This is a genomic window from Achromobacter denitrificans NBRC 15125 (genome assembly GCF_001571365.1).
Classification (GTDB): Bacteria; Pseudomonadota; Gammaproteobacteria; order Burkholderiales; family Burkholderiaceae_B; genus Achromobacter; species Achromobacter denitrificans.
The window spans coordinates 208,849-234,264 of sequence record NZ_BCTQ01000003.1 but is presented as its reverse complement, the minus strand read 5'-3'; the positions used below and the strand labels follow the sequence as shown (position 1 = coordinate 234,264).

Sequence of the window (25,416 nt, the reverse complement as noted above, 5' to 3'; positions counted from 1 at the left end):
CGCGCCATGGATCACTTCCTGCCTGCCTTCCGCCTGGATGGCCCGGGCCCGCGGAGGGCTTGGATCTCGGCCCGGTTACCGGCGGGTGACCACGATTTCGAGATACTCGCTGGGCACCACCATCGCGGCATCGCCAGAGCGGTTGAACCGTTCGATCTGCGCCATCAGATCGCCGGTCAGCGCCGCCTGCGCCGCCGGCTCCAGCGCGCCGAACGCCTTGAGCAGCGGGCCGTAGTAGGTCTTGAAGACCTCCAGCCAGTGCTCGGGAGAGCGATAGCGGAACACGAAATCGCGCGATTCGGTCTTGATCGAAGACGCGTGCGCCCCGAACATCTCCTCGATGCGCGCCCGTGTGCCCCACAGCGCGGGCGACTTGATCCCGGCGGGCGGCGGCAGGTGCTTGCCGATGGTCTTGAACACGTGGCCGATGAAGCCGTCCGGCGTCCAGTTGGCCAGGCCGATCTTGCCGCCCGGCCGGCACACGCGCATCAGTTCGGCGGCCGCCTTGTCCTGGTCGGGCGTGAACATTACCCCGAAGGTCGAGACGACGGCGTCGAAGCCGCCGTCCGGGAACGGCAGCGCTTCGGCGTCGGCTTCCTGGAACTCGACCTTCAGCCGCTCCGCGGCGGCGCGCTCGCGGGCGCGCCCGAGCAGCGCGGGCACGTAGTCGGTCGAGACGACGTCGCACCAGCGGCGCGCGGCGGCCAGCGAGGCATTGCCGTTGCCGGCGGCGACGTCGAGCACCTTCTGCCCGGCGCGGACATCGAGGGATTCGCACAACTGTTCGCCCACGATCTGCAGTGTCGTGCCGACGACGGCGTAGTCTCCGGAAGACCAGGTGCCCTGTTGGCGGGCCTTCAGGGCGGCCAGGTCGGGCTGCGGCGCGGATTCGCGCGCCGGGCTGCTGGCGAGGGTGGATATGGGCATGGTTTGTCTCCATTCGGGGTATCGCAACCGGCGCCGCGCGGGCATGCGCGCGCCGTGCTCCCCGGAATCCACGATAGGCACCCGCCATGGAGGCGAGCGTGGTAGCCGGCGTGGAATCCGCCGAGCCGGACCGCTCCGTCCCCGAGGCGGTCGTCGAACTGCGCATGCTGGGGCCGCTGACGATCCGCCGGGCGGGCGCCGCCGTGGCGCTGCCGCCTTCGCGCAAGCTGCGGGCGCTCATCGCCTACCTGGCGCTCGCGCCGCGGGCGGTCATGCGCGCCCATCTCTGCGAATTGCTGTGGGACGTCCCGAACGATCCCCGCGGCGAGCTGCGCTGGTGCCTGAGCAAGGCCAGGGCCCTGCTCGACGAGCCCGGCCGGCGCAGGATAGAGACGGCGCAGGACACGGTGCGGCTGGCCTTGGGCGATTGCCGCGTCGACGTCATCGAGATCGAGCGGGCGATGCAGCACGGCATCGACACGCTGGATGCGCAGCGGCTGCGCGCGCTCGCCGCCCTGTTCACGGGCGACTTCCTGGAAGGGCTGGAGATCGACCGCAACCCGTTCTTCAACAACTGGCTGACGGCGCAGCGGCGGCGCCTGAGGGCCTGCCAGGTCGCGGTGCTGGAACACCTGGCGGCACGGCTTGCGGCCGGCTCCGGGGAAAGTTTCGCCTGCCTGGACAAGTGGCTGCAGCTGGCCCCGTTCGACCGGCACGCGCATGAGCTGATGCTGGATGCGCTGGCGCATCGCGGTCAATGGCGCGAAGGCCAGGAGCATCTGGCCGCGGCGGTGCGGGCCTTCGAGGCCGAAGGGCTGGACTGGCGGCCGCTGCGCGAGGCGTGGCGGGAGGCGAAGGCCCGCCGGGCGGGCGGCGTGGCTGGCGCGGCCGGCCCGGCCGGTCCGGGGACGCCGGCCGAGGAAGCGGCGCCACGGCCGGGATCGCCCGACGGCGCGCCGGGCCGGGCCGGCCGCGCGTCGATCGCGGTGATGCCGTTCGTCGACGGGGCCGCGCAGCGCGGCGTGCGCGGCGGGCTGGCGGACGGCCTGGCCTACGACATCATCACGCGGCTGGCGAAGCTGCGCAGCCTGTTCGTCATCGCGCAGGGCACCGTGTTCGCGCTCGACCAGCGCAGCGTGGGCCCGGAAGAGGCCGGCCGGACGCTGAACGTGGACTACGTCGTCAGCGGCACGCTGCGCCGCCAGGACAAGCGCCTCGCCGTGTCCGTCGAACTGGTCGAATCGCGCACCGCGCGCATCGTGTGGGCGGACGTCTTCGACCACAAGTTGGACGACGCCTTTCTCGCGCTGGACGAGATCGGCGATCGGATCGTCGCCTCCATCGAGAGCGAGGTCGAAGCCGCCGAGTGCAAGCTGGCCATCCTGCGGCCGCCGAATTCGCTGGACGCGTGGCAGGCCCATCACCGCGGCCTGTGGCATATGTATCGGTTCAACCGCGAGGACAACCAGCGGGCGCGGCATTTTTTCGAGATGGCGGTGCGGCTCGATCCGACGTTTTCGCGGGCCTATGCCGGCCTGTCCTTCACCCACTGGCAGAACGCCTTCCAGCGCTGGGACGAGCGGGAGCCGGCGATCGAGCAGGCGCACGACGCCGCGGGGCGGGGCCTGGCCGCGGATGATCGCGATCCGGCCGCGCACTGGGCCATGGGCCGGGCGCTGTGGCTGCGCGGCCGCCAGGACCAATCGCTGACCGAATTGCAGCGCGCGGTGGACCTGAGCCCGAACTTCGCGCTGGCGCATTACACGCTCGGGTTCGTCAACTGCCAGTCGGGCGACGCCGAGGCGGCGATCGGCTCGTCCGACCATTCGCGCCGGCTGAGTCCCTTCGACCCGCTGCTGTTCGGCATGCTGGCCGTCCGCGCGATCGCGCTGGTTCGCCTGGGCCGGCTCGACGAAGCCGCCGACTGGGCCGTGCAGGCGGCGGCCCGCGTCAACGCCCATGTGCATATCCTGGCGATCGCCGCCTGCTGCCTTGCCATGATCGGGAGGGTCCAGGAGGCATCCGAGCTCTTGGCCTCGATCCGCAAGACGGTGCCGTCCTATCGCATCGAGGATTTCCTGGCGGCGTTCCACCTCAGCCCGGAGGCCGAGGCCCTGTTCCGGGATGGCGCCCGGCGCATCGGGCTGGGTTGAGGCGCCGGGCGGGCGCTCAGCCCTCGCCCAGCTGTTCGACGATCCGCCGCGCGGCTTCCGCCAGCGACAGTCCGCCGTCCATCGCGGCACGTTGCAGCCGCTCGTGCGCGGCAGGCTCGGCGAGGCCGTAGCGGCTGATCAGCAGCAGCTTGGCGCGGTCGATGCGCTTGCTTTCGTCCAGCGCGCCGCGCACGCTGCTCAGGGCGTCGTCGGCGCGCTGCATGCGCAGAGCCTGCTCGCGCATCATGTCCAGGATCGAACGCTCCAGTTCCTTGCCCACGCCGTCCTGGGGGGGCGCGTCCAGGATCCGGCTCTGCACGCTGAAGACCAGGCTGGGCGCGCGGCCGCTGGCGTGGTCGGCGTAGCGGCTGAGCAGCAGGCGGCGGTCGTCCAGTTCCTGGCGGGTTTCGGCGATGCGCCGGGCGCAGTGCTGCGCCAGGTCATGGGCCAGCCGGGTTTCCATGTCGCGCATGGCGTCGATGCGCGCGGTGCAGAGGTCGAACCACAGGCCGGCCAGGCTGCCGTCGACGCGCTGCGTGTCCGAGGTGCGCTGCGCCATGTCGCGCATGCGCTGGACCTGCGGGTCGTGCTGGCGGGCCTGCTCCCAGCATTGCAGGGGCGCGTCCTGAGCGTATTGCGCGAAGCTGTCGAAGCTGCGCGCCTGGTTGGCGGCCAGGCCCAGCATGCGGGCTTTCTGCTCGTCGCTGAACCAGCCGGCCGTAAAACCCATGACGCCGCAGGCGCGTTCCTGGCCGCTCAGTTCCTTGCCCTGCATGAAGTTCAGCAGCGCCACCAGGTTGCGGGTGACGCCGGCGTCGAGCGCGGAGTCGGCGGCTTCGACGACCACGGCAAGCAGGCTGGCGATCACCAGCGTGAAACGCGAGTCGGCCTCGTGCGCCGGCACGCGCCGGTCGCGCACCTGACGGCGAAGGCGTGGCAGTTCGTCCAGCCGGAACAGGGCATAGGCGATGCAATTGAGCAGGCGGGCACGGCCGGCGCCCGCCGCGGCGCCGGTCTCCAGCCCGTCCAGGAAAGCGCGCGCGTCGCCCTCGACGGCGCCGGCCTCGTCGCTCAGACCGGCCAGCGCGGGCAGCAGGCGCTCGTCGTCGCCGCACAGCGTCAGGTTGGAATAGCCGCGTTCCTTTTGCAGCGCATGCACCAGCGCGCTGATCTTCAGCACCAGTTCACAGGTGCCGGCCAGGGCTTCCAGGCCATGGAGCTCGCTGCGGCGCGCGGCCAGCAGGAAGCGCAGCGGAGGCGGCATGTGGCGTTCGGCCATGGCGTGCCCTTGCGCGGGAAGTCAGGCCAGCCGGCGCAGCGGCGGGGCCGCCTCGGCGGGCGCGTCGGCGATGCCGAGCACGCGGCACGCGGCGACCTGGCCGATCACGAGAACGGCGGGGCTGCGAAGCTGGAAGGCCTCCGCGTCCCGCGCCATGTCGACCAGCGTGGACGGGCACAGGCGCTGGCCGGGCAGGGAGGCGCGCTCGATCATCGCGACGGGAGTGTCGGCGGCCATGCCGGCCGCCAGCAGCTGGCTGCTCATGTCGTTCACCTTCGCCACTCCCATGTAGACCACCAGCGTCGTGCCGCTGCGCGCCAGCCCGGACCAGTCCGGCGTGCTGCCGTCCTGGGAATGGGCGGTGATCAGTGTAACGCCCTGGGCCAGGCCGCGCTGCGTCAGCGGGATGCCGCTGGCGCTTGCCGCGGCCAGCCCGGCGGTGATGCCGTTGACGATTTCACAGGCCACGCCGCGGTCGCTGAGCCACTGCGCTTCTTCGCCGCCGCGGCCGAAGATGCAGGGGTCGCCGCCTTTCAGGCGCGCCACGCGCAGCCCCTGGCGGGCATAGCGCAGCATCAGGCGCTGGATGAAGTCCTGCGGCGTGGAGCGGCAGCCGCCGCGCTTGCCCACGCGCACGATGCGGGCCTGGGGGCAGTATTGCAGGACTTGCGGATCGACCAGGTCGTCGACCAGGACCACGTCGGCCCGGGCCAGCGCCTTGACCGCCTTGAGGGTCAGCAGCTCCGGGTCTCCCGGACCCGCGCCGATCAGCCACACAGTAGGGTTCATGGCAGGCATTCCATATCGGTTCAGGGTTTGAAGGATAGGACCGCGATCACGATGGCCAGGAGCAGGCTCAGCCCTTTCCAGAAGGCCACGGGGTTGCGTTCCAGCAAGGGCAGGCGTTCGCTCCCGCGGGCGGCTTCGGCGGGATGGCGCAGCGCGTGGGTGAATTCGGACAGCTCGGGCGTGCGGGCCCGCGGATCCGGATGCAGGGCGCGGCTGAGCACGTTGTCGACCCAGGCCGGGATCTCGCGCTCCCGGTCCAGGACCGAGACATAGTTCAGCCGCAGCTGCGCGGCGCGGCTGCGGGCGCGGGCCACGTCGGCGCCGTAGGGCAGCCGGCCCGACAGCATCTGGTAGAGCATCGCGGCCAGCGAATAGAGGTCCGACCGCGGCGTGCCGGCCTCGCCCAGGAAGTACTCGGGCGCGGCGTACTGGGCGGTGCCCAGCATGGGCGGCGCGCCGTCGTCGGCATGGGCGAGTTCTTCCATGCCGGCGGCCGTGGCGGACCCCAGGTCGATGATTTTGGCGGTGCCGTCCGCCGTGATGATGACGTTCTCCGGCCGCAGGTCCTGGTGCACGAGGTCCAGGCGGTGGAAGGCCTGCAGGCCGCGGGCGATCTGTTCGATGATCGCGATCGCGGGTTCCAGCGCCGGCCGGGGATGGGCCGCCATCCATTGCGCCAGGGTCTGGCCGGGGACGTACTCGCTGACGGTGTACAGGTAGCCGCGCCGGCCCGCGCGCGGCCAGGCCCGCGCCACGTGGCGGCTGTCGATGCGCCGGGCGATCCACTCTTCGGTCAGCAGCCGTTCCAGGTAGGCCGGGTCGTGCCGCAGGTCGAGCGAGGGGATCTTGATGACGGCCTGTCCGCCGCCGGCGAGGTCGCGGGCCAGGTAGACGTGGCTGCGGCTGCTGGCATGCAGCTCGTCGAGGATGAGGAAGCCCTCGAATTCCTGGCCCGCGGCCAGCAGCGGCGGGCAGGGCAGGTCGCGGCTATAGCGGGCGATTTCGCCGGCCTGGCGCGAGGGCAGGGCGTCGACGCGCACGATCTGTATCGTGAGGTTGTCCTCGCTGCCCCGTTCCAGGGCCAGCCGCGCGAGCGCGCGGGCGGCGTCGTCCAGGGCGTGGGGGTGGGCGGCGACGGCGTCCGCCATGTCCTGCGCGCCGACGTGCTCGTGCACGCCGTCGGTTGCCAGCAGGAACACGTCGCCCGCTTCCAGGGGCTGGGTGTGGTAGTCGATCTCCAGGTGCGGCGCCAGCCCCAGCGCCCGGCCCAGGCAGCTCTTGCCGCGCGCGATCCAGACGCGGTGGTCTTCGGTCAGCTGTTCCACCGCGCCATTGCGCAGGCGGTAGATGCGGGCGTCGCCGACGTGCAGGATGTGGGCGGTGGTGGACTTCAGCACCATGACCGTCATGGCGCAGACGTAGCCGCGGTCGCGGTCCGGGTCGTGGCGCTGGCGGGTCTGGGCATGCAGCCAGGCATTGGCCGCGCCCAGCACCTTCTGCGCCGACTTTCTCACCGACCAGGTCTCGGGCGTGCAGTAATAGTCTTCCAGGAAGCTCGCGACCGCGGTCTCGCTGGCGATGTGGCTGACGTTGCTGCTGCCGATGCCGTCGGCCAGCGCGACGGCGATGCCCTTGGCGCCCAGGAGCGGCTCGCCGGGCAGGCACAGGCCGTGGAAGTCCTGGTTGACGGCCTTTCTTCCCGGTTCCGTGTGCTGGCCCGCCGCCACCCTGAGGGTGGCGGGTTCGCCGCCGGCGCGCGCGTCCATGGCTGGCTGCTCCCGCGGTGCTTCAGTTGAAGCTGCGCTTGGGCGCGGTCTTCATGTGGGTGGTGTAGAGGGTCAGGCCGGTCAGCGACAGGCCGCCGATCAGGTTGCCCAGCACCACGGGGATCTCGTTCCAGACCATGTAGTCCATGATCGAGAAGTTGCCGCCCAGGATCAGCGCCGAGGGGAACAGGAACATGTTCACCACGGAGTGCTCGAATCCCATGGCGAAGAACAGCATGATGGGCATCCACATGGCGATCACCTTGCCGCTGACCGTGGTGGAGATCATGGCGCCGACGACGCCCAGCGACACCATCCAGTTGCACAGCACGCCGCGCACGAAGATCGTCAGCATGCCGCCCGCGCCGTATTCCTTGTAGCCCAGGGTGCGGTTCTCGCCGATGTGGGAAATGACCTCGCCGACCTTGCTGGGCGGCGTCGAGAACCCGTAGGTGAACACGATGGCCATCAGGAAGGCCACCGTCAGCGCGCCCAGGAAATTGCCCACGAAGATCACGCCCCAATGCCGCAGCACGCCCTTGAGCGTCACGCCGGGGCGGCGGTCCATGAGGGCCAGCGGCGTGAGGACGAACACGCCGGTCAGCAGGTCGAACCCCATCAGGTAGAGAATGCAGAAGCCGACCGGGAACAGCGCCGCGCCCAGGATGGGCGTGCCGGTCTGCACGGAGACGGTGACGGCGAATACCGCCGAGAGCGCCAGGATGGCGCCGGCCATGTAGGCGCGGATGAGCGCGTCGCGGGTGGCCATGTAGATCTTGGATTCGCCGGCATCCACCATCTTGGTGACGAATTCGGCAGGGACAATGTAGGACATGATGGCTTCCTGTTTCTGGAGGGATCGGGAACTGGGGGGCCTGGGCCTCAGCGGATTTCCACCGCGTCGGCGTTGAGCCGCGCGCGCCAGGCGCGCAGCGGTTGGTCGGGGTACTGCACGCAGCTTCCGTCCGCCAGGCGGAAGTGCTGCTTGTAGAGCGGCGAGGCGACCACCAGCTCGCCGCCCAGGTGGCCGACGATGCCGCGGCCGATGACGTTGGCGCCGGAGCGCGGGTCGCGGTTCTCGACGGCGTAGACGTCGCCGTCCGCGGCTTGCGGCACGTAGAACAGCGCGATCTGCACCCCGTCGACCAGCGCCACCACGCCGGAGTTGGGGACCAGGTCCTGGCGGCGGCAGACGGGCCGCCAGGCTTTGGTGGGGTGGGCAAGGGTGTCCATCAGGCAATCTCCTCGGCAATGGGAATGACGCGGGCGGGCGCGGGCCGGGGCTGGCCGCGTTCCTGCACGAACTGGATGTCGGGGTCGGGGCCGCGGTCGTTGACGAAGGTGCGGAAGCGCTTGAGCTTTTCCGGATCGTTCAGCGCGTTGGCCCACTCGCATTCGTAGCGGTCCACCACCAGCTGCATCTGGGCCTCCAGTTCGGCGCACAGGCCCAGGCTGTCTTCCAGCACCACCTGCTTCAGGTAGTCCAGCCCGCCCTCCAGCGACTCGCGCCACACGGAGGTGCGCTGCAGCTTGTCGGCGGTGCGGATGTAGAACATCAGCAGGCGGTCGATGACGCGGATCAGCGTGGCGTCGTCCAGGTCAGTGGCGAACAGTTCGGCATGGCGCGGCCGCATGCCGCCGTTGCCGCAGACGTACAGGTTCCAGCCGTTCTCGGTGGCGATCACGCCGATGTCCTTGCTCTGCGCTTCCGCGCATTCGCGGGTGCAGCCGGAGACGGCGAACTTCAGCTTGTGCGGCGAGCGCAGGCCCTTGTAGCGGTGCTCGATGTCCAGCGCCATGCGGACGCTGTCCTGCACGCCGTAGCGGCACCAGGTGCTGCCCACGCAGGATTTCACCGTGCGCGTGGATTTGCCGTAGGCGTGGCCGGTCTCGAAGCCCGCGGCGATCAGTTCGCCCCAGATGCCGGGCAGTTCGTGCAGTTGCGCGCCGAACAGGTCGATGCGCTGGCCGCCCGTGATCTTGGTGTACAGGCCGTACTTCTTGGCGACGGCGCCGATGGCGATCAGCCCGTCGGGGGTGATTTCGCCGGCGGGAATGCGCGGCACCACCGAATAGGTGCCGTTCTTCTGCATATTGGCCATGAAGGTGTCGTTGGTGTCCTGCAGCGGCACCAGGGCGGGATCCTGGATGGGGCGGTTCCAGCAGGACGCGAGGATGGAGCCCACGGCCGGCTTGCAGATGTCGCAGCCCAGCTGGCCCCGGCCGTGGCTGGCCAGCAACTCGTCGAAGGTCTCGATGTTGCCGACGCGCACGATGGCGTACAGCTCCTGGCGGGTGTAGGCGAAGTGCTCGCACAGGCTCTTGTCGACCGCGATCCCGCGGGCGGCCAGTTCGTGCTCCACCACCTGCTTGAGCAGGCCGGCGCAGCCGCCGCAGCCCGAGGCCGCGCGGGTGCAGCTCTTGACGGCGGCCAGGTCCGCGCAGCCGCCGCCGATGGCGTCGCGGATGGCGCCCTTGCTGACGTTGTGGCAGGAACAGACGGTGGCCGAGGCGGGTAGCGCATCCACGCCCAGCAGCGGGGCGGCCTGCCCCTGGGGCAGGATCAGGCTGGCGGGATCGGCGGGGGGCGCGATGCCGTTCTGCACGTATTGCAGCAGTGTGTCGTAGTAGCTGTTGTCGCCGACCAGGACGGCGCCCAGCACGCGCTTGCCGTCGGCCGACACCACCAGGCGGCGGTAGCCGGCGCCGGCTTCGTCGATGTAGCGATAGCTGCGCGCGCCGGGCGTCGCGCCGTGCGCGTCGCCGATGGAGCCGACGTCCACGCCCAGCAGCTTGAGCTTGGTGGACAGGTCGGCGCCGGCGAAGGGTTGGGGCGCCTGGCCGCACAGCGCCGCCGCCGCGATGCGCGCCATCTGGTAGCCGGGCGCCACCAGGCCGAACACGCTGCCGTTCCAGGCCGCGCATTCGCCGATGGCGTAGATGTGCTCGTCGCTGCTGCGGCAGTAATCGTCCACGGCCACGCCGCCGCGCTCGGCCAGCGTCAGCCCGGCCTTGCGGGCCAGCGTCACTTGCGGCCGGATGCCGGCCGAGAACACGATCAGGTCGGTTTCCAGCGCGGCGCCTTCGGCGAAGCGCATGCGGTAGCGGTATTGCGTGCCGGGCCGGATGTCCTGCGTGGCGCGCGACAGGTGCACGCCCACCCCCAGCGATTCGATGCGGGCGCGCAACGCGGCGCCGCCGGCTTCGTCCAGCTGCACCGGCATCAGGCGCGGCGCGAATTCCACTACGTGCGCCTCCAGGTCCAGCGACTTCAGCGCGTTGGCCGCCTCCAGGCCCAGCAGCCCGCCGCCGACCACCACGCCGCGGCGGGCGCCGCGGGCGGCCTCGCGGATCAGGTCCAGGTCGTCCAGCGTGCGATACACGAGCCGCGACGTTCCTTCCGCGCCCGCGATCGGCGGCACGAAAGGATAGGATCCGGTGGCCAGGACCAGCTTGTCATAGGCCTGGCGGCCCAGCGGGGTGACGATCTCGCGGCGGTGCCGGTCGATCTCCAGGACGGCGGCGTCCAGGTGCAGCATCACGCCGTCCCGCTCGTAGAGCGCCGCGTCGCCCAGCGCCATCGAGTCGGCGTCGCGTCCGTTCAGGTATTCGGACAGGTGCACGCGGTCATAGGCGCGGCGGCTTTCCTGGCCGTACACATGGATGCGGTAGCGCTCCAGGGCGCCGAGGGCAACCAGCTGCTCGACGCAATGGTGGCCCACCATGCCGTTGCCGATGACGACGAGGGTCTGCAGGGAGTCGGATGTGGCCGATACGTTCATGGGATATCCCCGGGCTTGGATATTCAGGTTTCAGAAGACGAAAAGCGCCCTGGACCTTGCGGTCGGGGCGCCTTTGCCGGTATTGCTCAAGTTGTCTTGCCGGCCTTGCGGCCCGCATGCCAGACATCAAGCAAAGTCCGTGCCAGGAATGCGGCCTGGGCCCGCCTTGAGGCGGAATGCCGGGGAGCGCGGGGCGAAGAGTGAGCGGAAGCGGGCGGACGAAGGCCGCGGGGCGGCCGCGGCGGGAAGGGCCGCCGCATCAAGCCGGTGCATAGTCCTGTGCGCGCCGCACCTGTTTGGCGCAGTGCAGCACGGCGCGGGCGTTCAGCCGAAGGCGGCCCGCACGGCGGAGAAGGCGGCGGCCACCAGCGGATCCTCGCGCCGGGCCGCCTGGGTGATGAAGGACAGCTCGGCCTGGATCGACAGGCCCTTCACCAGCAGCAGGCCGTTGGCCTGCGATTCGCGCAGCGCGATGGAGTCGCGCGCCAGCGACAGCCCGACGCCGGAACGCACCAGGTCCAGCATGGACGACTCCTGGTCCACTTCGGCCACCGCGTTGGGCGCGATGCCCAGCGCGGCGAACCGGTCCGACAGCAGGCGGTGGTGCACGGAATCCGGCGGGGTCCAGATCCAGGGCAGGGCGGCGATCTCGGCCCAGCCCCGGCCGGCCACCTGGGCGCCCCAGCCCTTGGGGGCGACCACGCAGTACGCGAACGAGGCCAGGGGCAGCGCCTCCACCCCGGGCGAGCCGCCGTTGCCGGCTTGCGGGCCCAGGAAGAAGCCCGCGTCCAGTTCGCCCGAGCGGACCTGCCGTCCCACCGACCCCGACATGCCATGGCGCAGCGTGGGCCGGATCTTGGGATAGTGCTCCACCAGGTATTGCAGGGTGGCGCCCAGCCGCAGGAATTCGGGGTCGAGAATCGTGCCGATGCGCAGTTCGCCCTGGACGGTATCGCGCAGGGCGCCGATGGCGCGCTGGAAATCCTCCAGGGCATCCAGGATCCGCTGCGCCGACGGCAGCAGCGCCCGGCCGTCGGCATTGGGGGCCAGGCCCTGGGCGGTGCGCGAAAACAGCGTCAGGTCCAGGGCTTCCTGGAAGTTCTTCAGCTGCAGGCTCAGCGCGGGCTGGGTCAGGTGGAGATGCTCGGCCGCGCGCGTGAGGTTGCCTTCGCGGGCGACGGCGGCAAAAGTGCGGATGTGCTTCAGGTCCATGGGCAGTCCAGGAGAAGGGCGCTGGGCATTATTAGAGTTGCTTATAAGGTGTTTTTCAACAAATCATTGGACAGTTGCGCGGGCCTGCGCCAGAGTCACGGCAGATGCCCGGCGCGCGCCCTGTGCCGCAGCCGGGTCGGCTCACCCCGCCGGCGGACGCATTGCCCCGGCAAGCAGATAAGAAGAGCTTATGGAGACGTACGACTACATCATCGTGGGCGCGGGGTCGGCCGGCTGCGTGCTGGCCAACCGGTTGAGCCAGGATCCGGCGTTGCGGGTGCTGCTGCTGGAGGCCGGCGGGCGCGACAACTACCACTGGATCCACATCCCCGTGGGGTACCTGCACTGCATCGGCAACCCGCGCACGGACTGGATGTACCGCACCGCGGCCGAGCCCGGCCTGGGCGGCCGCTCCCTGATCTATCCGCGCGGCCGGGTGCTGGGCGGCTGCTCGTCGATCAACGGCATGATCTATATGCGCGGCCAGCGCCAGGACTACGAGGACTGGGCCGCCCTGTCGGGGGATCCGGCCTGGGGGTGGGACCAGGTGCTGCCGGTGTTCAAGCGCAGCGAAGATCACCACCGCGGGGGCGACGACTGCCACGGCGCCGGCGGCGAATGGCGGGTGGAGCCGCAACGGCTGCGCTGGGACATCCTGGAAGCCTTCGCCGCCGCGGCGGAGCAGGAGGGCATTCCGCGCGTGCAGGATTTCAACCGGGGCGACAACTTCGGCAGCGGCTATTTCGAAGTGAACCAGCGCCGCGGCTGGCGCTGGAACACGTCCAAGGCCTTCCTGCGGCCGGCGCGCAAGCGCGCCAACCTGCGCGTGGAAACCGGCGTGCAGGCCGAACATCTGCTCTTCGAAGGCAAGCGCTGCGTGGGCGTGCAGCTGCGGCGCGGCGGCGCCAGCGTCGGCGTGCGGGCGAGCCGCGAGGTGGTGCTGTCCGCCGGGGCCGTGAACACGCCGCAATTGCTGGAACTGTCGGGCGTGGGCGAACCGGCCCGGCTGCGCGAAAGCGGCATCGCGCTGCGCCACGCCTTGCCCGGCGTGGGCGAGAACCTGCAGGACCATCTGCAACTGCGGGTCATCCTCAAGGTAAGCGGCGTCAAGACGCTCAACCGCATCGCCTCGACCTGGTGGGGCAAGGCCGGCATCGGCCTCGAATACCTGGTCAATCGCAGCGGGCCGATGAGCATGGCGCCGTCGCAACTGGGCGCGTTCGCCAAGTCGGACCCCGGCCAGGCGCGCGCCAACGTGGAGTTCCACGTCCAGCCGCTGTCGCTGGGCGCCTTCGGCGAACCCCTGCACGGCTTCGATGCCTTCACCGCCAGCGTGTGCAACCTGCGGCCCACCTCGCGCGGCAGCGTGCACGTGCAGGGCTCGCCGGGCGCGGGCCTGGCGCCCGTCATCGCGCCCAACTATCTCAGCACCGAGGAAGACCTGCGCGTGGCGGCGGACTCCATCCGCCTGGTGCGCCGGATCGCCGCGGCGCCCGCGCTGGCGCGCTACCGGCCGCAGGAATGGCTGCCCGGGCCGGCCTTCCAGACGGAAGCCGAGCTGCGCGAGGCGGCCGGCAAGATCGGCACCACCATCTTCCATCCGGTGGGCACCTGCGCCATGGGACGCGATGCCGACGGCGGCGCGGTGGTGGACGCGCGGCTGCGGGTGCACGGCCTGGAAGGACTGCGCATCGCCGACGCTTCGGTCATGCCGCTGATCACCTCGGGCAACACCAATTCCCCGACCATCATGATCGCGGAGCGCGCGGCGGAGATGATGCGCGAGGACGCGGCGGCAGGCGCGTAAGGCGTGGAGTCATCCGGGCGGGCCGCCCATCGGCGGCGGACGCCCGGATCCGCGGGGCGCCGCCGCGCTCAGCGCAGCGAGCGGTACGTGTCCCGGCGTTGCGGATGGGTCAGCATCACCTGCCAGAGCTGGCCCTCGCGCGACCGGAAGAAGCCCGCGCAGCACATCAGATAGTATTTCCACATGCGGTAGAAGCGCGTGCCGTAGCGCGGTTCGAGCTCGGGCCAGGCGCGCTCGAAGTTCTCCCACCACGCCATCAGCGTGCGGTCGTAGTCGGCGCCGAAGTTGTGCCAGTCCTCGATGATGAAGCGGCCTTCCACGGCCGTCGCGATCTCGCGCGCCGAGGGCAGCTTGCCGTTGGGGAAGACGTAGCGGTCGATCCAGGGGTCGGTGCTCTGGCTGGTGGACGCGATGCCGATGGTGTGCAGCAGGAATGCGCCGTCCGGCGCCATCAGGCGCTGCACGTGGCTGAAGTAGGTGTCGTAGTTCTTGGGGCCCACGTGTTCGAACATGCCCACCGACACCACCTTGTCGAAGCTGCCCTGGAGGTCGCGGTAATCCTGCAGCAGCAGTTCCACGGGCAGGCCCTTCACGCGTTCCTGCGCCAGCGCCAGCTGTTCCTTGGAGACGGTCACGCCGGTGACCTTGACGCCATAGCGCTCGGCCGCGAACTTGGCCAGCCCGCCCCAGCCGCAGCCGATGTCCAGCAGGGTTTCGCCCGGCTTGAGCTGCAGCTTGCGGCAAATCATGTCCAGCTTGGCCAGTTGCGCTTCCTCCAGCGTGCCGGCGTTTTCCCAGTAGGCGCAGGAATAGATCATGCGGCTGTCCAGCATGGCTTCGAACACGTCGTTGCCGGCGTCATAGTGCTGCTTGCCGACCTCGAAGGCGCGGTGCTTGGACTGGAGGTTGAACAGCTTGTGGCGCAGGTGCTCGGCGATCAGCTTGACGCGCGCCAGGCCCAGCGCCGCCGACCCCATGTCGGCGCGCAACAGGCGGGTGAACAGTTCGTCGAGCTCGTCGCAGTCCCATTCCCCATCCATGTAGGACTCGCCCAGGCCCAGCGACCAGCTCGCGAAGACGCGGTCGTACATGTGCTTGTCGTGCACATGGATGTCCCAGGGGCGCGTGCCGTTGATCTGGACGTCGGCTCGGGCCAGGACGTCCTGCAACACTTTGGGGGCTTCGGGGGGAGGGAGGGCGACCGCGCGATCGTCGGTGGCTAGCGGGGTGGCGGGACTGCTTTGCTGCATACGGACTCCATATCAATTTTGGGAAGACTGATCTGGCAATGCTGAGACTCTGAACTGTGGCGCGAAAGGCCGGGCAACTCCAATTTAATGATTGGATCGCGCCGATAGGCAACCGCAATTCCCTGGCCGCCCGGCGGGCGGGGCGTCGATCCGGATGGGATGATCGTAGCGACGACCGCGCCGATAGTCCAGGACCGTGGCCCGGATGCCGCTGTCCGAGCGGCTGTCATGCGCCGGCACGCCCGGCGCGATTACACTACGCGCCCCGTCGCCGTCCTATAAGATACCGGCCTAGCGCGCCGCCGTATCGGCGCGCACGGATTCGTGGAGTGTATCGATGGTGGACGCCAGCCTGGAACCCCGTTTGGAATTTGTCACTTGCGCCAGCCCGGCGGGCCTGCATCGCATGGCCTATTGGGAATGGGGCGATCCCGCCAACGACCAGGTGCTGGTCTGCGTGCACGGCCTGACCCGCAGCGGCCGGGATTTCGACACGCTGGCCCGCCGCCTGGCCGGCCGCTACCGCGTGGTCTGCCCCGACGTGGTGGGCCGGGGCCGCTCGGACTGGCTGTCCAATCCGGCGTTCTACACGGTGCCGCAATACGTGTCCGACATGGTGACCCTGATCGCCCGGCTGCGGCCGGCGCGACTGGCGTGGCTGGGCACCTCCATGGGCGGGCTGATCGGGCTGGCGCTCTCCGGCGCGGCGGTGTTCGCCCAGGCCATGCTGGCCTTGCGGCCGCATGCGGGCATGCTGCCGCCCGGCGAAGGCGTGCGCCTGGACAAGCTGGTGCTCAACGACGTCGGCCCGCGGCTGGAAACCGGCGCGCTGGCCCGCATCGGCCAGTACGTGGGCGAGCCCGGCGAATTCGCATCGTTCGAAGAGGCCGTGGCGACGATGCGCGCCAATTCGGAGACCTTCGGCCCGCACACGGACGCGCAATGGGCCGACCTGGCCCGCTATCTCTACCCGGAGCAGGGCGGCAAATGGGTCAAGCACTATGACCTGGCGTTGTCGCAGGCCCTGGCCGCGCAGACGCCCGAGGAACTGGCCGCCGGCGAGCAGATCCTGTGGCGCGCCTATGACACCGTGGCCTGCCCGGTGCTGATCGTGCGCGGCGAACGGTCGGACCTGCTGACGCGCGCCACGGTCGAGGAGATGTTGGCGCGCAACCCGCGCGCCCAGGCGCACGAGGTGCGCGGCGTGGGCCACGCGCCCACCCTGATCGCCGACGAGCAGGTGGAGCCGGTGGCGGCCTTCCTGCTGGCTTAGGGCCCGTTCATACCAAATCGAGCCTTTGCACAGGCCCTGGCGTCACCCCGCCAAACCAGGGACGGACAGGGCGCTATCCACGTCGGCGGGCCTTCTCTACAATAGGCCCATGAACGCGCGTACCCTGAATATCGACCTGCATTGCCATTCCACCGTCTCGGACGGCGCGCTCGCGCCGCGCGATGTGGCGCAGCGCGCGCGCGCCAACGGCGTGGACGTCTGGGCGCTGACCGACCACGATGAAGTCGGCGGCCTGGCGGAAGCCGCCAGCGCGGCGCGCGAGGTCGGCATGGATTTCGCCACCGGCGTCGAGATCTCGGTCACGTGGGCGGGCCTGACGGTGCATATCGTGGGGCTGCGTTTCGATCCCGAAAACACCGTCCTGATCGAAGGGCTGCGCAAAACCCGCGCCGGCCGCGCCGAACGCGCCAAGCGCATCGGAGAGCGCCTGGCGGACATGGGCATGCCGGGCGCCTACGAAGGCGCGCTGCCGTTCGCCGGCAACCCGGAGCTCATCAGCCGCACGCACTTCGCGCGCTACCTGGTCGAGGCCGGGTACTGCCCCGACGTGCAGACCGTCTTCAACAAGCATCTGGGCGACGACCGCCCCGGCCACGTGCCCATGCAATGGGCCACGCTGGCGGAGGCGGTGGGCTGGATACGCGGCGCGGGCGGGCTGGCCGTCATCGCGCATCCGGGCCGCTACAAGTACACGCCCTTGCAGTTCGCCGCGCTGTTCGACGAATTCCTGCAGCTGGGCGGCGTGGGCATCGAGGTCAACACCGGCAGCCATACGGCCGAGGAAGCGCGCCAGTATGCCGACGTGGCGCGCCGCTACGGGTTCCTGGCGTCGCGCGGGTCCGACTTCCACAGCCCGAAGGAAAGCCGGATGGACCTGGGCCGCCTGCCGGCGCTGCCCTCCGATCTTAAGCCGGTCTGGCACGACTGGTTCTGACGCGGGCGGCGGCGCCGCCGCCTTGCCTTCCAAGCTATCGACTATGACCGCGCCCGAGCGGCGCAACCGCCATGAACAAAGCTTTTGTTAAAGAGTCCGATCACGAGGACGACGACGACCTGCCGCAGGCCCAGGCGCTGCCGGCGGGAACCAAGAACTACATGACGCCCGGCGGCTACGAACGCCTGCGCGGCGAGCTGACGCAGCTGATGAACGTGGAGCGCCCGGCCGTCGTGCAGGTGGTGTCCTGGGCCGCGTCCAACGGCGACCGTTCCGAGAACGGCGACTATCTCTACGGCAAGAAGCGCCTGCGCGAAATCGACCGCCGCATGCGCTTCCTGACCAAGCGGCTGGACATCGCCGAGGTCGTCGACCCCGCCGCCCAGCCCAATCGCGACCAGGTGTTCTTCGGCGCCACGGTGCTGTATTCCGACAAGGCCGGCGAGGAACACCGCGTGACCATCGTGGGCGTCGACGAGGCCGAGCCCCTGGCCGGCAAGATCAGCTGGATTTCCCCGGTGGCGCGCGCCCTGATCAAGGCCAGGGAAGGCGATACCGTGGTCCTGCGCACGCCGGGCGGGATCGAGGAGCTGGACATCCTGGAAGTCGCGTATCCGGAGTAGCCGGGCGGGGGGCGCCCGGACGCTCGCGGCGCGCCCAAAAAAATACGGGCGCCAGCTTGTGGCCGGCGCCCGTTGGCGGGCGGGATCTGATGTCCCTGCCTCGGTTGGCGGCTTGCGCCGCCGGTTCCCCTGGGGCTTGCAGTGTTCTTGCGGGTCCGCGTGTCGCGGATTTACTTCTTGCGGTTGGCGATCGACTTCTCGGCCAGGCTCACCAGGTCTTCGCCGATCTGCTTCTTCCACTTGTCATAGACGGGCTTCGTGATCTTCACGAAGGCTTCGTGGTCGGCCGCGGACAGCGAGGTCACGGTGACGCCGTGGCCCTCGATCTCCTTCAGCAGCGAAGGATCCTCGGGCGTCACGCCCTTGCGGGCGATCACGATCTGCTGCTTGGCGGCGTCCAGCGCGGCCTGGCGCACGATGTCGCGGTCCTTTTCGGACCAGGAATTCCAGACCTCGCGGTTGACCACGAAGATCAGCGGGTCGGCCACGTAGTTCCACAGGGTCAGGTTCTTCTGGCCCACGGTGTAGAGTTTGGAGCCGGTGTAGATGGACAGGGGATTTTCCTGGCCGTCCACGGCGCCGCTGGCCAGCGCGGGCTGCGCGTCGGCCCAGCTCATCTGCGTGGGGTTGGCGCCCAGCGCGGTGAAGGTGTCGATGTAGAGCGGCGAACCCACCACGCGCAGCTTCATGCCCTTCATGTCCTCGGGCTTCTTGATCTGGTGCTTGGAGTTGCTCAGCTGGCGGTAGCCGTTCTCGCCCCAGGCCAGCGGCACGACGCCCGCCTTTTCGATGAGCTTGAACATTTCGCGGCCCACGTCGCCTTGCACCAGCGCGTCGATGGCGGCGTAGTCGGGCATCAGGAAGGGCAGGGAGAACAGGTTCAGCTGCTTGACCTGCGGCGACCAGTTGATGGTGGAGCCCACGGCCATGTCGATCACGCCCTGGCGGATGGCGGTGAATTCGCGGGTCTGGTCGCCCTGCACCAGCGAGGTGCCGGGATACACCTTGATGTTGATGCGGCCCTGGGTGCGCTCACGGACCAGGTTGGACCAGATTTCCGCGCCCTGGCCCCACGGGAAGGTGGTGCCGACGACGATCGACAGCTTGTACTCGGGCTTGTAGTTCTGCGCGTGGGCGGGCGCCATGCCCACCACCGCCGCGGCGCACAGGGCGGCGCCGATCAAGTTGCGGAATTTCATGTTGCGTCTCCTCTCTTTGCAAGTCTGTCTGTTGTTGTGTAATGCGTACTCGTAACGCCTGCTCAATAACCCAGCTTGTGCGGCAGCCACAGCGCCAGCTGCGGGAACACCAGCACCGCGACCAGCACCAGGAACATCGCGCCCAGCAGCCACACCACCCAGCGCACCGTGGATTCCATGGGCACGCGGGCGATGCGGCAGGACACCATCAGGTTCACCGCCAGCGGCGGGGTGAACTGGCCCAGCGCCACCTTCAGGGTGAGGATCACGCCGAACCACACCGGATCCCAGCCATAGGCGTTGGCGATGGGCATGAGCAGCGGCACGAAGATCAGGAAGATGGAGATGCCGTCCAGGAACATGCCCACGGTCATCAGCAGCAGGATCAAGAGCGCCAGCACGCCCCATTCGCCCAGGCCCGAGTTGACGATGGCGTGCGTGATCGGATCGATCACGCTGAGCGTGGACAGCGCCCAGGCGAAGATGCCGGCCAGCGTCACCACCAGCATGATCACGGCGGACAGTTCGGCGGCCTCGCGCAAGATGGTGAACAGGTCGCGCAGCTTGATGCTGCGGTGGATGAACATGCCGACGAACAGGCCGTAGAACACCGCGACCACGGCCGCTTCCGTGGGCGTGAACCAGCCCATGCGCATCCCGCCCAGGATCAGGACCGGCGCGGCCAGGCCCCACGAGGCTTCGCGCAGGCTGGCCCAGAAGGGCGGGCGCGGCAGGTGGGCTTCCAGGCCGCCCATCTTGTGCTTGCGGGCCAGCCACACGGCCGGGATGATGAGCGCCAGGCCGGCCAGGATGCCGGGCACCATGCCGGCGGCGAACAGGGCGGGCACCGAGGCGCCGGGCACCAGCACCGAATAGATGATGAAGGCGACCGACGGCGGGATCAGGATGTCCGTGGCGGCGCCGGCCGCCACGACGGCGGCCGAGAACGAGCCGGGATAGCCGGCGCGCGACATGGCGGTGATCATCACCGCGCCCACCGCCGCCGCGCAGGCCGGGCCGGAGCCGGAGATCCCGCCCAGGAACATGGCCACCGCGATGGACACCAGCGGCAGCATGCCCGGGCCGCGCCCGACGATGGCGATGGCGAAGTCCACCAGCCGCTTGGCCACGCCGGAGCGGTCGAAGATCGAGCCCACCAGGACGAACATCGGGATGGCCAGCAGCGGGTATTTCGCCAGGCCGGCGTAGAAGTTCTGCGGCACCGTCAACAGGCCATACCAGGGCGTGTCCAGGTTGGACAGCACGATCGCCACCGTGCCGCCCAGGCCCAGCGCCACGCCGACCGGCACGCCGATCAGCATCAGCACGATGAAGACGGTAAAGAGGATGGCCGCGATCATGGCTGTTCCCCCCGGGCCGTGTCGGCGGCCAGCGGCGCGCGCGCGATGCGGCGCAGGATGCCGAGGGTGCGCAGCGAAATCGCCGCGGCCATGACCGGCAGCCAGATCGAATACCACCAGGTCGGCACGCCGATGGCGGGGGAGGTCTCTTCGTAGATGTATTCGTCGGCCACCAGCTTGACCGACAGCACGGTCAGCAGCAGGAAGAACGCCAGGACGCAGCCGTTGGAGATCAGCGCCATGATGCGCTGGCGGCGCGGCGAGCCGTTGTCGGCCAGGATCTCGATGCGGATGTGGTGGTTGCGCACGAAGGCGACGCTGCCGCCCGCCATGGTCAGGACGATCAGCAGGAACACCGAGATCTCTTCCGTCCACGCGAACGACTGGTCGGTGAAATAGCGCACCAGCACGTTCAGGAAGGTAATGATGGCCAGGGTGGCCAGCAGGATCACGGCCAGCCAGTCCTCGATGGCCAGCGGCACTTTTACGGCGGGATCGGTTTCTGCGGGGATGATCGGTTCGACGGGCTCGGCGGGGGCTTCGGGGCGGGACATGTGAGGCGACGGCCAGCGCGCGGGTAGGCGCTATGCATTTTTATTTATGGGGTCGCTGCATCCTACCGTCGCGCCGTGGGAGCGATAGTTCGTGTTTTCCCGCGGTGCGGGATGGCTGCAACATGGTGCGATGCACCATAAATGTGCCGCCGGCACCGCCGGTCCGGCATGAAAACGCCGAATCCTAAAAGAGCAGGGTGGAATGCTGCTATGCAATATCGGCATCCCGAAAGCTCGGAATTCTTTTGTAACAACAGCCGAAATCGAGCATTCGCGGGCGGATCGAAGGGCAGCTCCGGGAAAACCCCCTAAACGGGTAAAATCACGTTTTGCTCCTCCTCTCTTTATACGGCGCCCGCATCGTGTCCCTAGTTCAGCATCTGCCTGGTTCCTCCGTCCTGTCCTCCTTTCGTCGCGAACGCCTCCTGGCGCAGTTGAAGGAAGCCGGCCTGCCGGTGGCCGACATATCCGCCCGCTACGAGCACTTCGTCAGCACCGACGCCGCCCTGACGGCCGAGCAGCAAAGCCAGTTGAGCCAGCTGCTGGACTACGGCACGCCGGCCACGGGCGATGCGCCCGCCAAGAGCCTGGCGCTGCTGGTGATCCCGCGCCTGGGCACGATCTCCCCGTGGGCCAGCAAGGCCACCGACATCGCCCATAACTGCGGCCTGTCCGCCGTGCACCGCATCGAGCGCGGCGTGCGCTACGTGATCACCCCGGAACGCGGCCTGCTGGGCGCCAAGTCCTTCGACGACGCCATGCTGGCGCGCGCGGCCGACTGCCTGCACGACCGCATGACCGAAACCGTGGTGGACGCCGGCTTCGACGGCCAGGCGCTGTTCCAGCCCCTGGCGGGCAAGCCGATGCGCACCGTGGACGTCCAGGCGCGCGGCGCCCAGGCGCTGGTCGAGGCCAACGTCACGCTGGGCCTGGCCCTCTCGGACGACGAAATCGAATACCTGGCCAAGTCCTTCGGCGACCTGGGGCGCGACCCCACCGACGTCGAACTGATGATGTTCGCGCAGGCCAACAGCGAACACTGCCGCCACAAGATCTTCAATGCCCAGTGGGTGATCGACGGCCAGGAACAGCCCAACACGCTGTTCGGCATGATCCGCGCCACCCACAACGCGCAGCCGGCCGGCACCGTCGTGGCGTATTCCGACAACGCCGCCATCATGGAAGGCGGCCCCGCGCAGCGCTTCCAGGCCGGCGTGCCCGGCCTGGCGGGCGAGGGCGCCGAGGGCGCGCGCTACATCCGCCGCGACACCACCGTGCACACGCTGATGAAGGTGGAAACGCACAACCACCCGACCGCGATCGCGCCGTTCCCCGGCGCCTCCACCGGCGCCGGCGGCGAGATCCGCGACGAGGGCGCCACCGGCCGCGGCTCCAAGCCCAAGGCGGGCCTGACGGGCTTCACCGTGTCGCACCTGCGTTTCGACGATGCCATGCAGCCCTGGGAAGCCGACCACCACGGCCTGCCCGACCGCATCGCCTCGCCGCTGTCCATCATGATCGACGGCCCCATCGGCGGCGCCGCGTTCAACAACGAATTCGGCCGGCCCAACCTGCTGGGCTATTTCCGTTCCTTCGAGCAGACCGCCGGCGGCACGCGCTGGGGCTACCACAAGCCCATCATGATCGCGGGCGGCCTGGGCAGCATCGACGCCGGCCTGACGCACAAGGACGTCATTCCCCCCGGCGCGCTGCTGATCCAGCTGGGCGGCCCGGGCTTTCGCATCGGCATGGGCGGCGGCGCGGCATCCAGCATCAGCATGGGCAGCAACTCCGCCGAACTCGACTTCGACTCGGTCCAGCGCGGCAACCCCGAACTGGAACGCCGCGCCCAGGAAGTCATCGACCGCTGCTGGCAGCAGGCCGAGAACAACCCCATCATCGCCATCCACGACGTGGGCGCGGGCGGCCTGTCCAATGCCTTCCCGGAACTCGTCAACGACGCGGGCCGCGGCGCCATCTTCGACCTGAAGCGCGTGCCGCTGGAAGAGTCGGGCCTGTCGCCCGCCGAAATCTGGAGCAATGAATCGCAGGAGCGCTACGTCCTGTCGATCCTGCCGCAAGACCTGGAACGCTTCGACGCCATCGCGCGCCGCGAACGCTGCCCGTACGCGGTGGTGGGCGTGGCCACCGAGGAGCGCCAGCTGCGCGTGGTGGACGGCGAAGGCCTGCCCGGCCTGGACGCCATCCGCCCGCAAGGCGAGGCCGAAGTGCGTCCCGTGGACGTGCCGATCGACGTGATCCTGGGCAAGCCGCCGCGCATGACGCGCGACGTCCGCCGCCTGCCCGGCGTGTCCGAGCCGCTGGACCTGGCCGGCATCGACCTGACCGAAGCCGCCTACCGCGTGCTGCGCCACCCCACCGTGGCCAACAAATCCTTCCTCATCACCATCGGCGACCGCACCGTGGGCGGGCTGTCCAGCCGCGACCAGATGGTGGGCCCGTGGCAGGTGCCGGTGGCGGATTGCGCCGTCACCCTGGCCGACTACGAGGGCTTCCGCGGCGAAGCGATGTCGATGGGCGAACGCACGCCCATCGCCATGCTGGATGCCCCGGCCTCGGGCCGCATGGCCGTGGCCGAGGCCCTGACCAACCTGGCCGCCGCCGACGTGGCGCGCCTGGAAGACATCAAGCTGTCGGCCAACTGGATGGCCGCCTGCGGCGTGGACGGCCAGGACGCCGCGCTGTACGACACGGTTTCCGCCGTGAGCGAACTGTGCCAGGCCACCGGCCTGTCGATCCCGGTCGGCAAGGACTCCCTGTCCATGAAGACGTCCTGGGAACAGGACGGCGAGCAGCGCCAGGTGGTGGCGCCGGTGTCGCTGATCGTCACGGCCTTCGCGCCGGTGGCCGACGTGCGCGCCAGCCTGACCCCGCAGCTGCGCACCGACGCCGGCGACAGCGTCCTGATCCTGATCGACCTGGGCCGCGGCCGCCATCGCATGGGCGGCTCGATCCTGGCGCAGGCCTACAACCAGGTCGGCGAAACCGTGCCGGACATCGACGCCCCGCAAGACCTGCGCGCGTTCTTCGTCACCATCCGCACCCTGGCCGAGGCCGGCACCATCCTGGCCTACCACGACCGTTCCGACGGCGGCCTGTTCGCCACGCTGACCGAAATGGCCTTCGCCGGCCGCACCGGCATCTCGGTGAACCTGGACATGCTGACTTTCGATCCGCAATCGGCGGATTGGGGCGATTACAAGATCCGCCCGGATCAGGTGAAGGTGCAGCGCGAAGAACTGACGCTCAAGGCTCTCTTCTCGGAAGAGGCGGGCGCCGTGATCCAGGTGCCGGCATCGCAGCGCGACGCCGTCATGCAGGTGCTGCGCGGCGCGGGCCTGTCGGCCCACTCGCACGTCATCGGCGGCCTGAACGGCGCGGACGAAGTGGAGTTCTACCGCGACGGCAAGAAGGTCTGGGGCCAGCCGCGCGCCGATCTCGGCCGCGCCTGGAGCGAAGTGTCCTACCGCATCATGGCCCGCCGCGACAACCCGGCCTGCGCCCAGGCCGAGCTGGACGTCTGGAACGACGCCAAGGATCCGGGCATGAGCCCGACCGTGGCCTTCGACCCGCAGGAAGACGTGGCCGCGCCTTTCATCAATACCGGCAAGCGTCCGCGCGTGGCCATCCTGCGCGAGCAGGGCTGCAACAGCCAGGTTGAAATGGGCTGGGCCTTCGACACCGCCGGCTTCGAAGCCATCGACGTGCACATGACCGACCTGCTGTCCGGCCGCCTGGACCTGGCGCAAGTGCAGGGCCTGGTGGCCGTGGGCGGCTTCAGCTACGGCGACGTGCTGGGCGCCGGCGAAGGCTGGGCGCGCACCATCCGCTTCAACAGCAAGCTGTCGGACCAGTTCGCGGCATACTTCGCGCGCCCCGACACTTTCGCGCTGGGCGTGTGCAACGGCTGCCAGATGATGGCCGCGCTGGCGCCGATGATCCCGGGCGCCGAATTCTGGCCGCGCTTCACGCGCAACCAGTCCGAGAAGTACGAGGCGCGCCTGTCCATGGTCGAAGTGGCCAAGTCGCCGTCGATCTTCTTCGCCGGCATGGAAGGCGCCCGCGTGCCGGTCGCCGTGGCCCACGGCGAAGGCTATGCGGACTTCTCGCAGCAGGGCGACGCCGCCCGCGTGCTGGCGGCCGTCCGCTATATCGACAACGCCGGCCAGCCCACCGAAGCCTACCCGTTCAACCCGAACGGCAGCCCCGGCGGCCTGACCTCGGTCACCACCGCCGACGGCCGCTTCACCGTGATGATGCCGCACCCGGAACGCGTGACCCGCAACGTGATGATGTCGTGGGCGCCCGAGAAGTGGGGCAATGCGGACAAGGGCGGCGCGTTCAGCCCCTGGATGCGCATCTTCCGCAACGCCCGAGTCTGGCTGAAGTAAGGGCGGACAAGGGCAAGCGCCCCGGCGTCCTGGATATCGTTGCCAGGGTTGCCGGGGGCGTTAGTGAATGGGTC

18 protein-coding genes are annotated in these 25,416 nt (G+C 69.4%); 6 read left to right on the top strand and 12 right to left on the bottom strand.

The window, feature by feature from the left end; all coding sequences use genetic code 11:
* Positions 1-75: 75 nt before the first annotated feature.
* Positions 76-927, bottom strand: a complete 852-nt coding sequence (locus ADE01S_RS04680; protein WP_082775696.1) for a class I SAM-dependent methyltransferase — start codon at positions 925-927, stop codon at positions 76-78.
* Positions 928-1,013: 86 nt separating this feature from the next.
* On the opposite strand from ADE01S_RS04680, the gene ADE01S_RS04675 reads away from it, so the two are divergent.
* A complete protein-coding gene (locus tag ADE01S_RS04675) occupies positions 1,014-3,080 on the top strand; it encodes a tetratricopeptide repeat protein (protein WP_062680294.1) in 2,067 nt (688 codons plus the stop codon).
* 16 nt (positions 3,081-3,096) lie between these two features.
* Here the strand turns inward: ADE01S_RS04675 and ADE01S_RS04670 are convergent, their stop codons facing one another.
* The 7 genes from ADE01S_RS04670 to ADE01S_RS04640 form a co-directional block, all read right to left on the bottom strand.
* Positions 3,097-4,359, bottom strand: coding sequence for a nitrate- and nitrite sensing domain-containing protein (locus ADE01S_RS04670; protein WP_062680293.1), 1,263 nt, complete (start codon positions 4,357-4,359; stop codon positions 3,097-3,099).
* Between the two features lie 21 nt (positions 4,360-4,380).
* Positions 4,381-5,148, bottom strand: coding sequence for a uroporphyrinogen-III C-methyltransferase (gene cobA, locus ADE01S_RS04665; RefSeq protein WP_062680292.1), 768 nt, complete (start codon positions 5,146-5,148; stop codon positions 4,381-4,383).
* A 20-nt stretch (positions 5,149-5,168) separates the two neighbouring features.
* Complete coding sequence (locus tag ADE01S_RS04660) at positions 5,169-6,914, bottom strand: bifunctional protein-serine/threonine kinase/phosphatase (RefSeq protein WP_062680291.1); 1,746 nt, start codon at positions 6,912-6,914, stop codon at positions 5,169-5,171.
* A gap of 22 nt (positions 6,915-6,936) precedes the next feature.
* Positions 6,937-7,749: a formate/nitrite transporter family protein gene (locus tag ADE01S_RS04655; protein WP_062680290.1), complete on the bottom strand. Its 813-nt coding sequence runs from the start codon at positions 7,747-7,749 to the stop codon at positions 6,937-6,939.
* A gap of 47 nt (positions 7,750-7,796) precedes the next feature.
* Positions 7,797-8,147 carry a nitrite reductase small subunit NirD gene (gene nirD, locus ADE01S_RS04650; protein ID WP_062680289.1) on the bottom strand — a complete coding sequence of 117 codons (351 nt, stop codon included), beginning with the start codon at positions 8,145-8,147 and terminating at the stop codon, positions 7,797-7,799.
* Positions 8,147-10,696, bottom strand: coding sequence for a nitrite reductase large subunit NirB (gene nirB, locus ADE01S_RS04645; RefSeq protein WP_062680288.1), 2,550 nt, complete (start codon positions 10,694-10,696; stop codon positions 8,147-8,149). Before nirB ends, nirD begins: the two co-directional genes overlap by 1 nt.
* Positions 10,697-11,020: 324 nt before the next feature.
* Positions 11,021-11,908, bottom strand: a complete 888-nt coding sequence (locus tag ADE01S_RS04640) for a LysR family transcriptional regulator (protein WP_062680287.1) — start codon at positions 11,906-11,908, stop codon at positions 11,021-11,023.
* A 190-nt stretch (positions 11,909-12,098) separates the two neighbouring features.
* Here ADE01S_RS04640 and ADE01S_RS04635 point away from each other — a divergent pair, with 190 nt between their 5' ends.
* A complete protein-coding gene (locus ADE01S_RS04635; RefSeq protein WP_062680286.1) occupies positions 12,099-13,715 on the top strand; it encodes a GMC family oxidoreductase in 1,617 nt (538 codons plus the stop codon).
* Positions 13,716-13,783: 68 nt separating this feature from the next.
* Here ADE01S_RS04635 and cfa read toward each other — a convergent pair whose 3' ends face one another.
* Positions 13,784-14,965, bottom strand: a complete 1,182-nt coding sequence (gene cfa / locus ADE01S_RS04630) for a cyclopropane fatty acyl phospholipid synthase (protein WP_062680285.1) — start codon at positions 14,963-14,965, stop codon at positions 13,784-13,786.
* 337 nt (positions 14,966-15,302) lie between these two features.
* Here cfa and ADE01S_RS04625 point away from each other — a divergent pair, with 337 nt between their 5' ends.
* The 3 genes from ADE01S_RS04625 (at position 15,303) to greB (ending at position 17,816) form a co-directional block, all read left to right on the top strand.
* Complete coding sequence (locus ADE01S_RS04625) at positions 15,303-16,238, top strand: alpha/beta fold hydrolase (protein ID WP_062680284.1); 936 nt, start codon at positions 15,303-15,305, stop codon at positions 16,236-16,238.
* A gap of 109 nt (positions 16,239-16,347) precedes the next feature.
* The gene (locus ADE01S_RS04620; protein WP_062680283.1) at positions 16,348-17,193 is read left to right on the top strand and encodes a 3',5'-nucleoside bisphosphate phosphatase; all 846 of its coding nucleotides are present in this window, start codon (positions 16,348-16,350) and stop codon (positions 17,191-17,193) included.
* 71 nt (positions 17,194-17,264) lie between these two features.
* On the top strand, positions 17,265-17,816 hold the full coding sequence (gene greB, locus ADE01S_RS04615; RefSeq protein ID WP_062680282.1) for a transcription elongation factor GreB: 552 nt from the start codon (positions 17,265-17,267) through the stop codon (positions 17,814-17,816).
* A 170-nt stretch (positions 17,817-17,986) separates the two neighbouring features.
* Here greB and ADE01S_RS04610 read toward each other — a convergent pair whose 3' ends face one another.
* The 3 genes from ADE01S_RS04610 to ADE01S_RS04600 all read right to left on the bottom strand — a co-directional run bounded on the left by ADE01S_RS04610 (position 17,987) and on the right by ADE01S_RS04600 (position 20,930).
* The gene (locus tag ADE01S_RS04610; RefSeq protein ID WP_062680281.1) at positions 17,987-19,015 is read right to left on the bottom strand and encodes a DctP family TRAP transporter solute-binding subunit; all 1,029 of its coding nucleotides are present in this window, start codon (positions 19,013-19,015) and stop codon (positions 17,987-17,989) included.
* A 62-nt stretch (positions 19,016-19,077) separates the two neighbouring features.
* Positions 19,078-20,376 carry a TRAP transporter large permease gene (locus tag ADE01S_RS04605; protein ID WP_062680280.1) on the bottom strand — a complete coding sequence of 433 codons (1,299 nt, stop codon included), beginning with the start codon at positions 20,374-20,376 and terminating at the stop codon, positions 19,078-19,080.
* Positions 20,373-20,930 (bottom strand): TRAP transporter small permease, encoded by a 558-nt coding sequence (locus ADE01S_RS04600; protein ID WP_062680279.1) that lies wholly within the window; start codon positions 20,928-20,930, stop codon positions 20,373-20,375. Before ADE01S_RS04600 ends, ADE01S_RS04605 begins: the two co-directional genes overlap by 4 nt.
* Positions 20,931-21,292: 362 nt before the next feature.
* Between ADE01S_RS04600 and purL the strand changes: the two genes are divergently transcribed.
* Positions 21,293-25,342: a phosphoribosylformylglycinamidine synthase gene (gene purL, locus ADE01S_RS04595; RefSeq protein WP_062680330.1), complete on the top strand. Its 4,050-nt coding sequence runs from the start codon at positions 21,293-21,295 to the stop codon at positions 25,340-25,342.
* Positions 25,343-25,416 lie beyond the last annotated feature (74 nt).

Bases quoted from the DNA above. Each gene is read 5' to 3' on its own strand.
- ADE01S_RS04680 (WP_082775696.1), bottom strand. From the start codon at position 927: ATGCCCATATCCACCCTCGCCAGCAGCCCGGCGCGCGAATCCGCGCCG.
- ADE01S_RS04625 (WP_062680284.1), top strand. From the start codon at position 15,303: ATGGTGGACGCCAGCCTGGAACCCCGTTTGGAATTTGTCACTTGCGCC.
- ADE01S_RS04635 (WP_062680286.1), top strand. From the start codon at position 12,099: ATGGAGACGTACGACTACATCATCGTGGGCGCGGGGTCGGCCGGCTGC.
- ADE01S_RS04640 (WP_062680287.1), bottom strand. From the start codon at position 11,908: ATGGACCTGAAGCACATCCGCACTTTTGCCGCCGTCGCCCGCGAAGGC.
- ADE01S_RS04620 (WP_062680283.1), top strand. From the start codon at position 16,348: ATGAACGCGCGTACCCTGAATATCGACCTGCATTGCCATTCCACCGTC.
- cfa (WP_062680285.1), bottom strand. From the start codon at position 14,965: ATGCAGCAAAGCAGTCCCGCCACCCCGCTAGCCACCGACGATCGCGCG.
- ADE01S_RS04610 (WP_062680281.1), bottom strand. From the start codon at position 19,015: ATGAAATTCCGCAACTTGATCGGCGCCGCCCTGTGCGCCGCGGCGGTG.
- ADE01S_RS04655 (WP_062680290.1), bottom strand. From the start codon at position 7,749: ATGTCCTACATTGTCCCTGCCGAATTCGTCACCAAGATGGTGGATGCC.
- nirB (WP_062680288.1), bottom strand. From the start codon at position 10,696: ATGAACGTATCGGCCACATCCGACTCCCTGCAGACCCTCGTCGTCATC.
- ADE01S_RS04600 (WP_062680279.1), bottom strand. From the start codon at position 20,930: ATGTCCCGCCCCGAAGCCCCCGCCGAGCCCGTCGAACCGATCATCCCC.
- greB (WP_062680282.1), top strand. From the start codon at position 17,265: ATGAACAAAGCTTTTGTTAAAGAGTCCGATCACGAGGACGACGACGAC.
- cobA (WP_062680292.1), bottom strand. From the start codon at position 5,148: ATGAACCCTACTGTGTGGCTGATCGGCGCGGGTCCGGGAGACCCGGAG.
- ADE01S_RS04670 (WP_062680293.1), bottom strand. From the start codon at position 4,359: ATGGCCGAACGCCACATGCCGCCTCCGCTGCGCTTCCTGCTGGCCGCG.
- ADE01S_RS04675 (WP_062680294.1), top strand. From the start codon at position 1,014: ATGGAGGCGAGCGTGGTAGCCGGCGTGGAATCCGCCGAGCCGGACCGC.
- nirD (WP_062680289.1), bottom strand. From the start codon at position 8,147: ATGGACACCCTTGCCCACCCCACCAAAGCCTGGCGGCCCGTCTGCCGC.
- ADE01S_RS04660 (WP_062680291.1), bottom strand. From the start codon at position 6,914: ATGGACGCGCGCGCCGGCGGCGAACCCGCCACCCTCAGGGTGGCGGCG.
- ADE01S_RS04605 (WP_062680280.1), bottom strand. From the start codon at position 20,376: ATGATCGCGGCCATCCTCTTTACCGTCTTCATCGTGCTGATGCTGATC.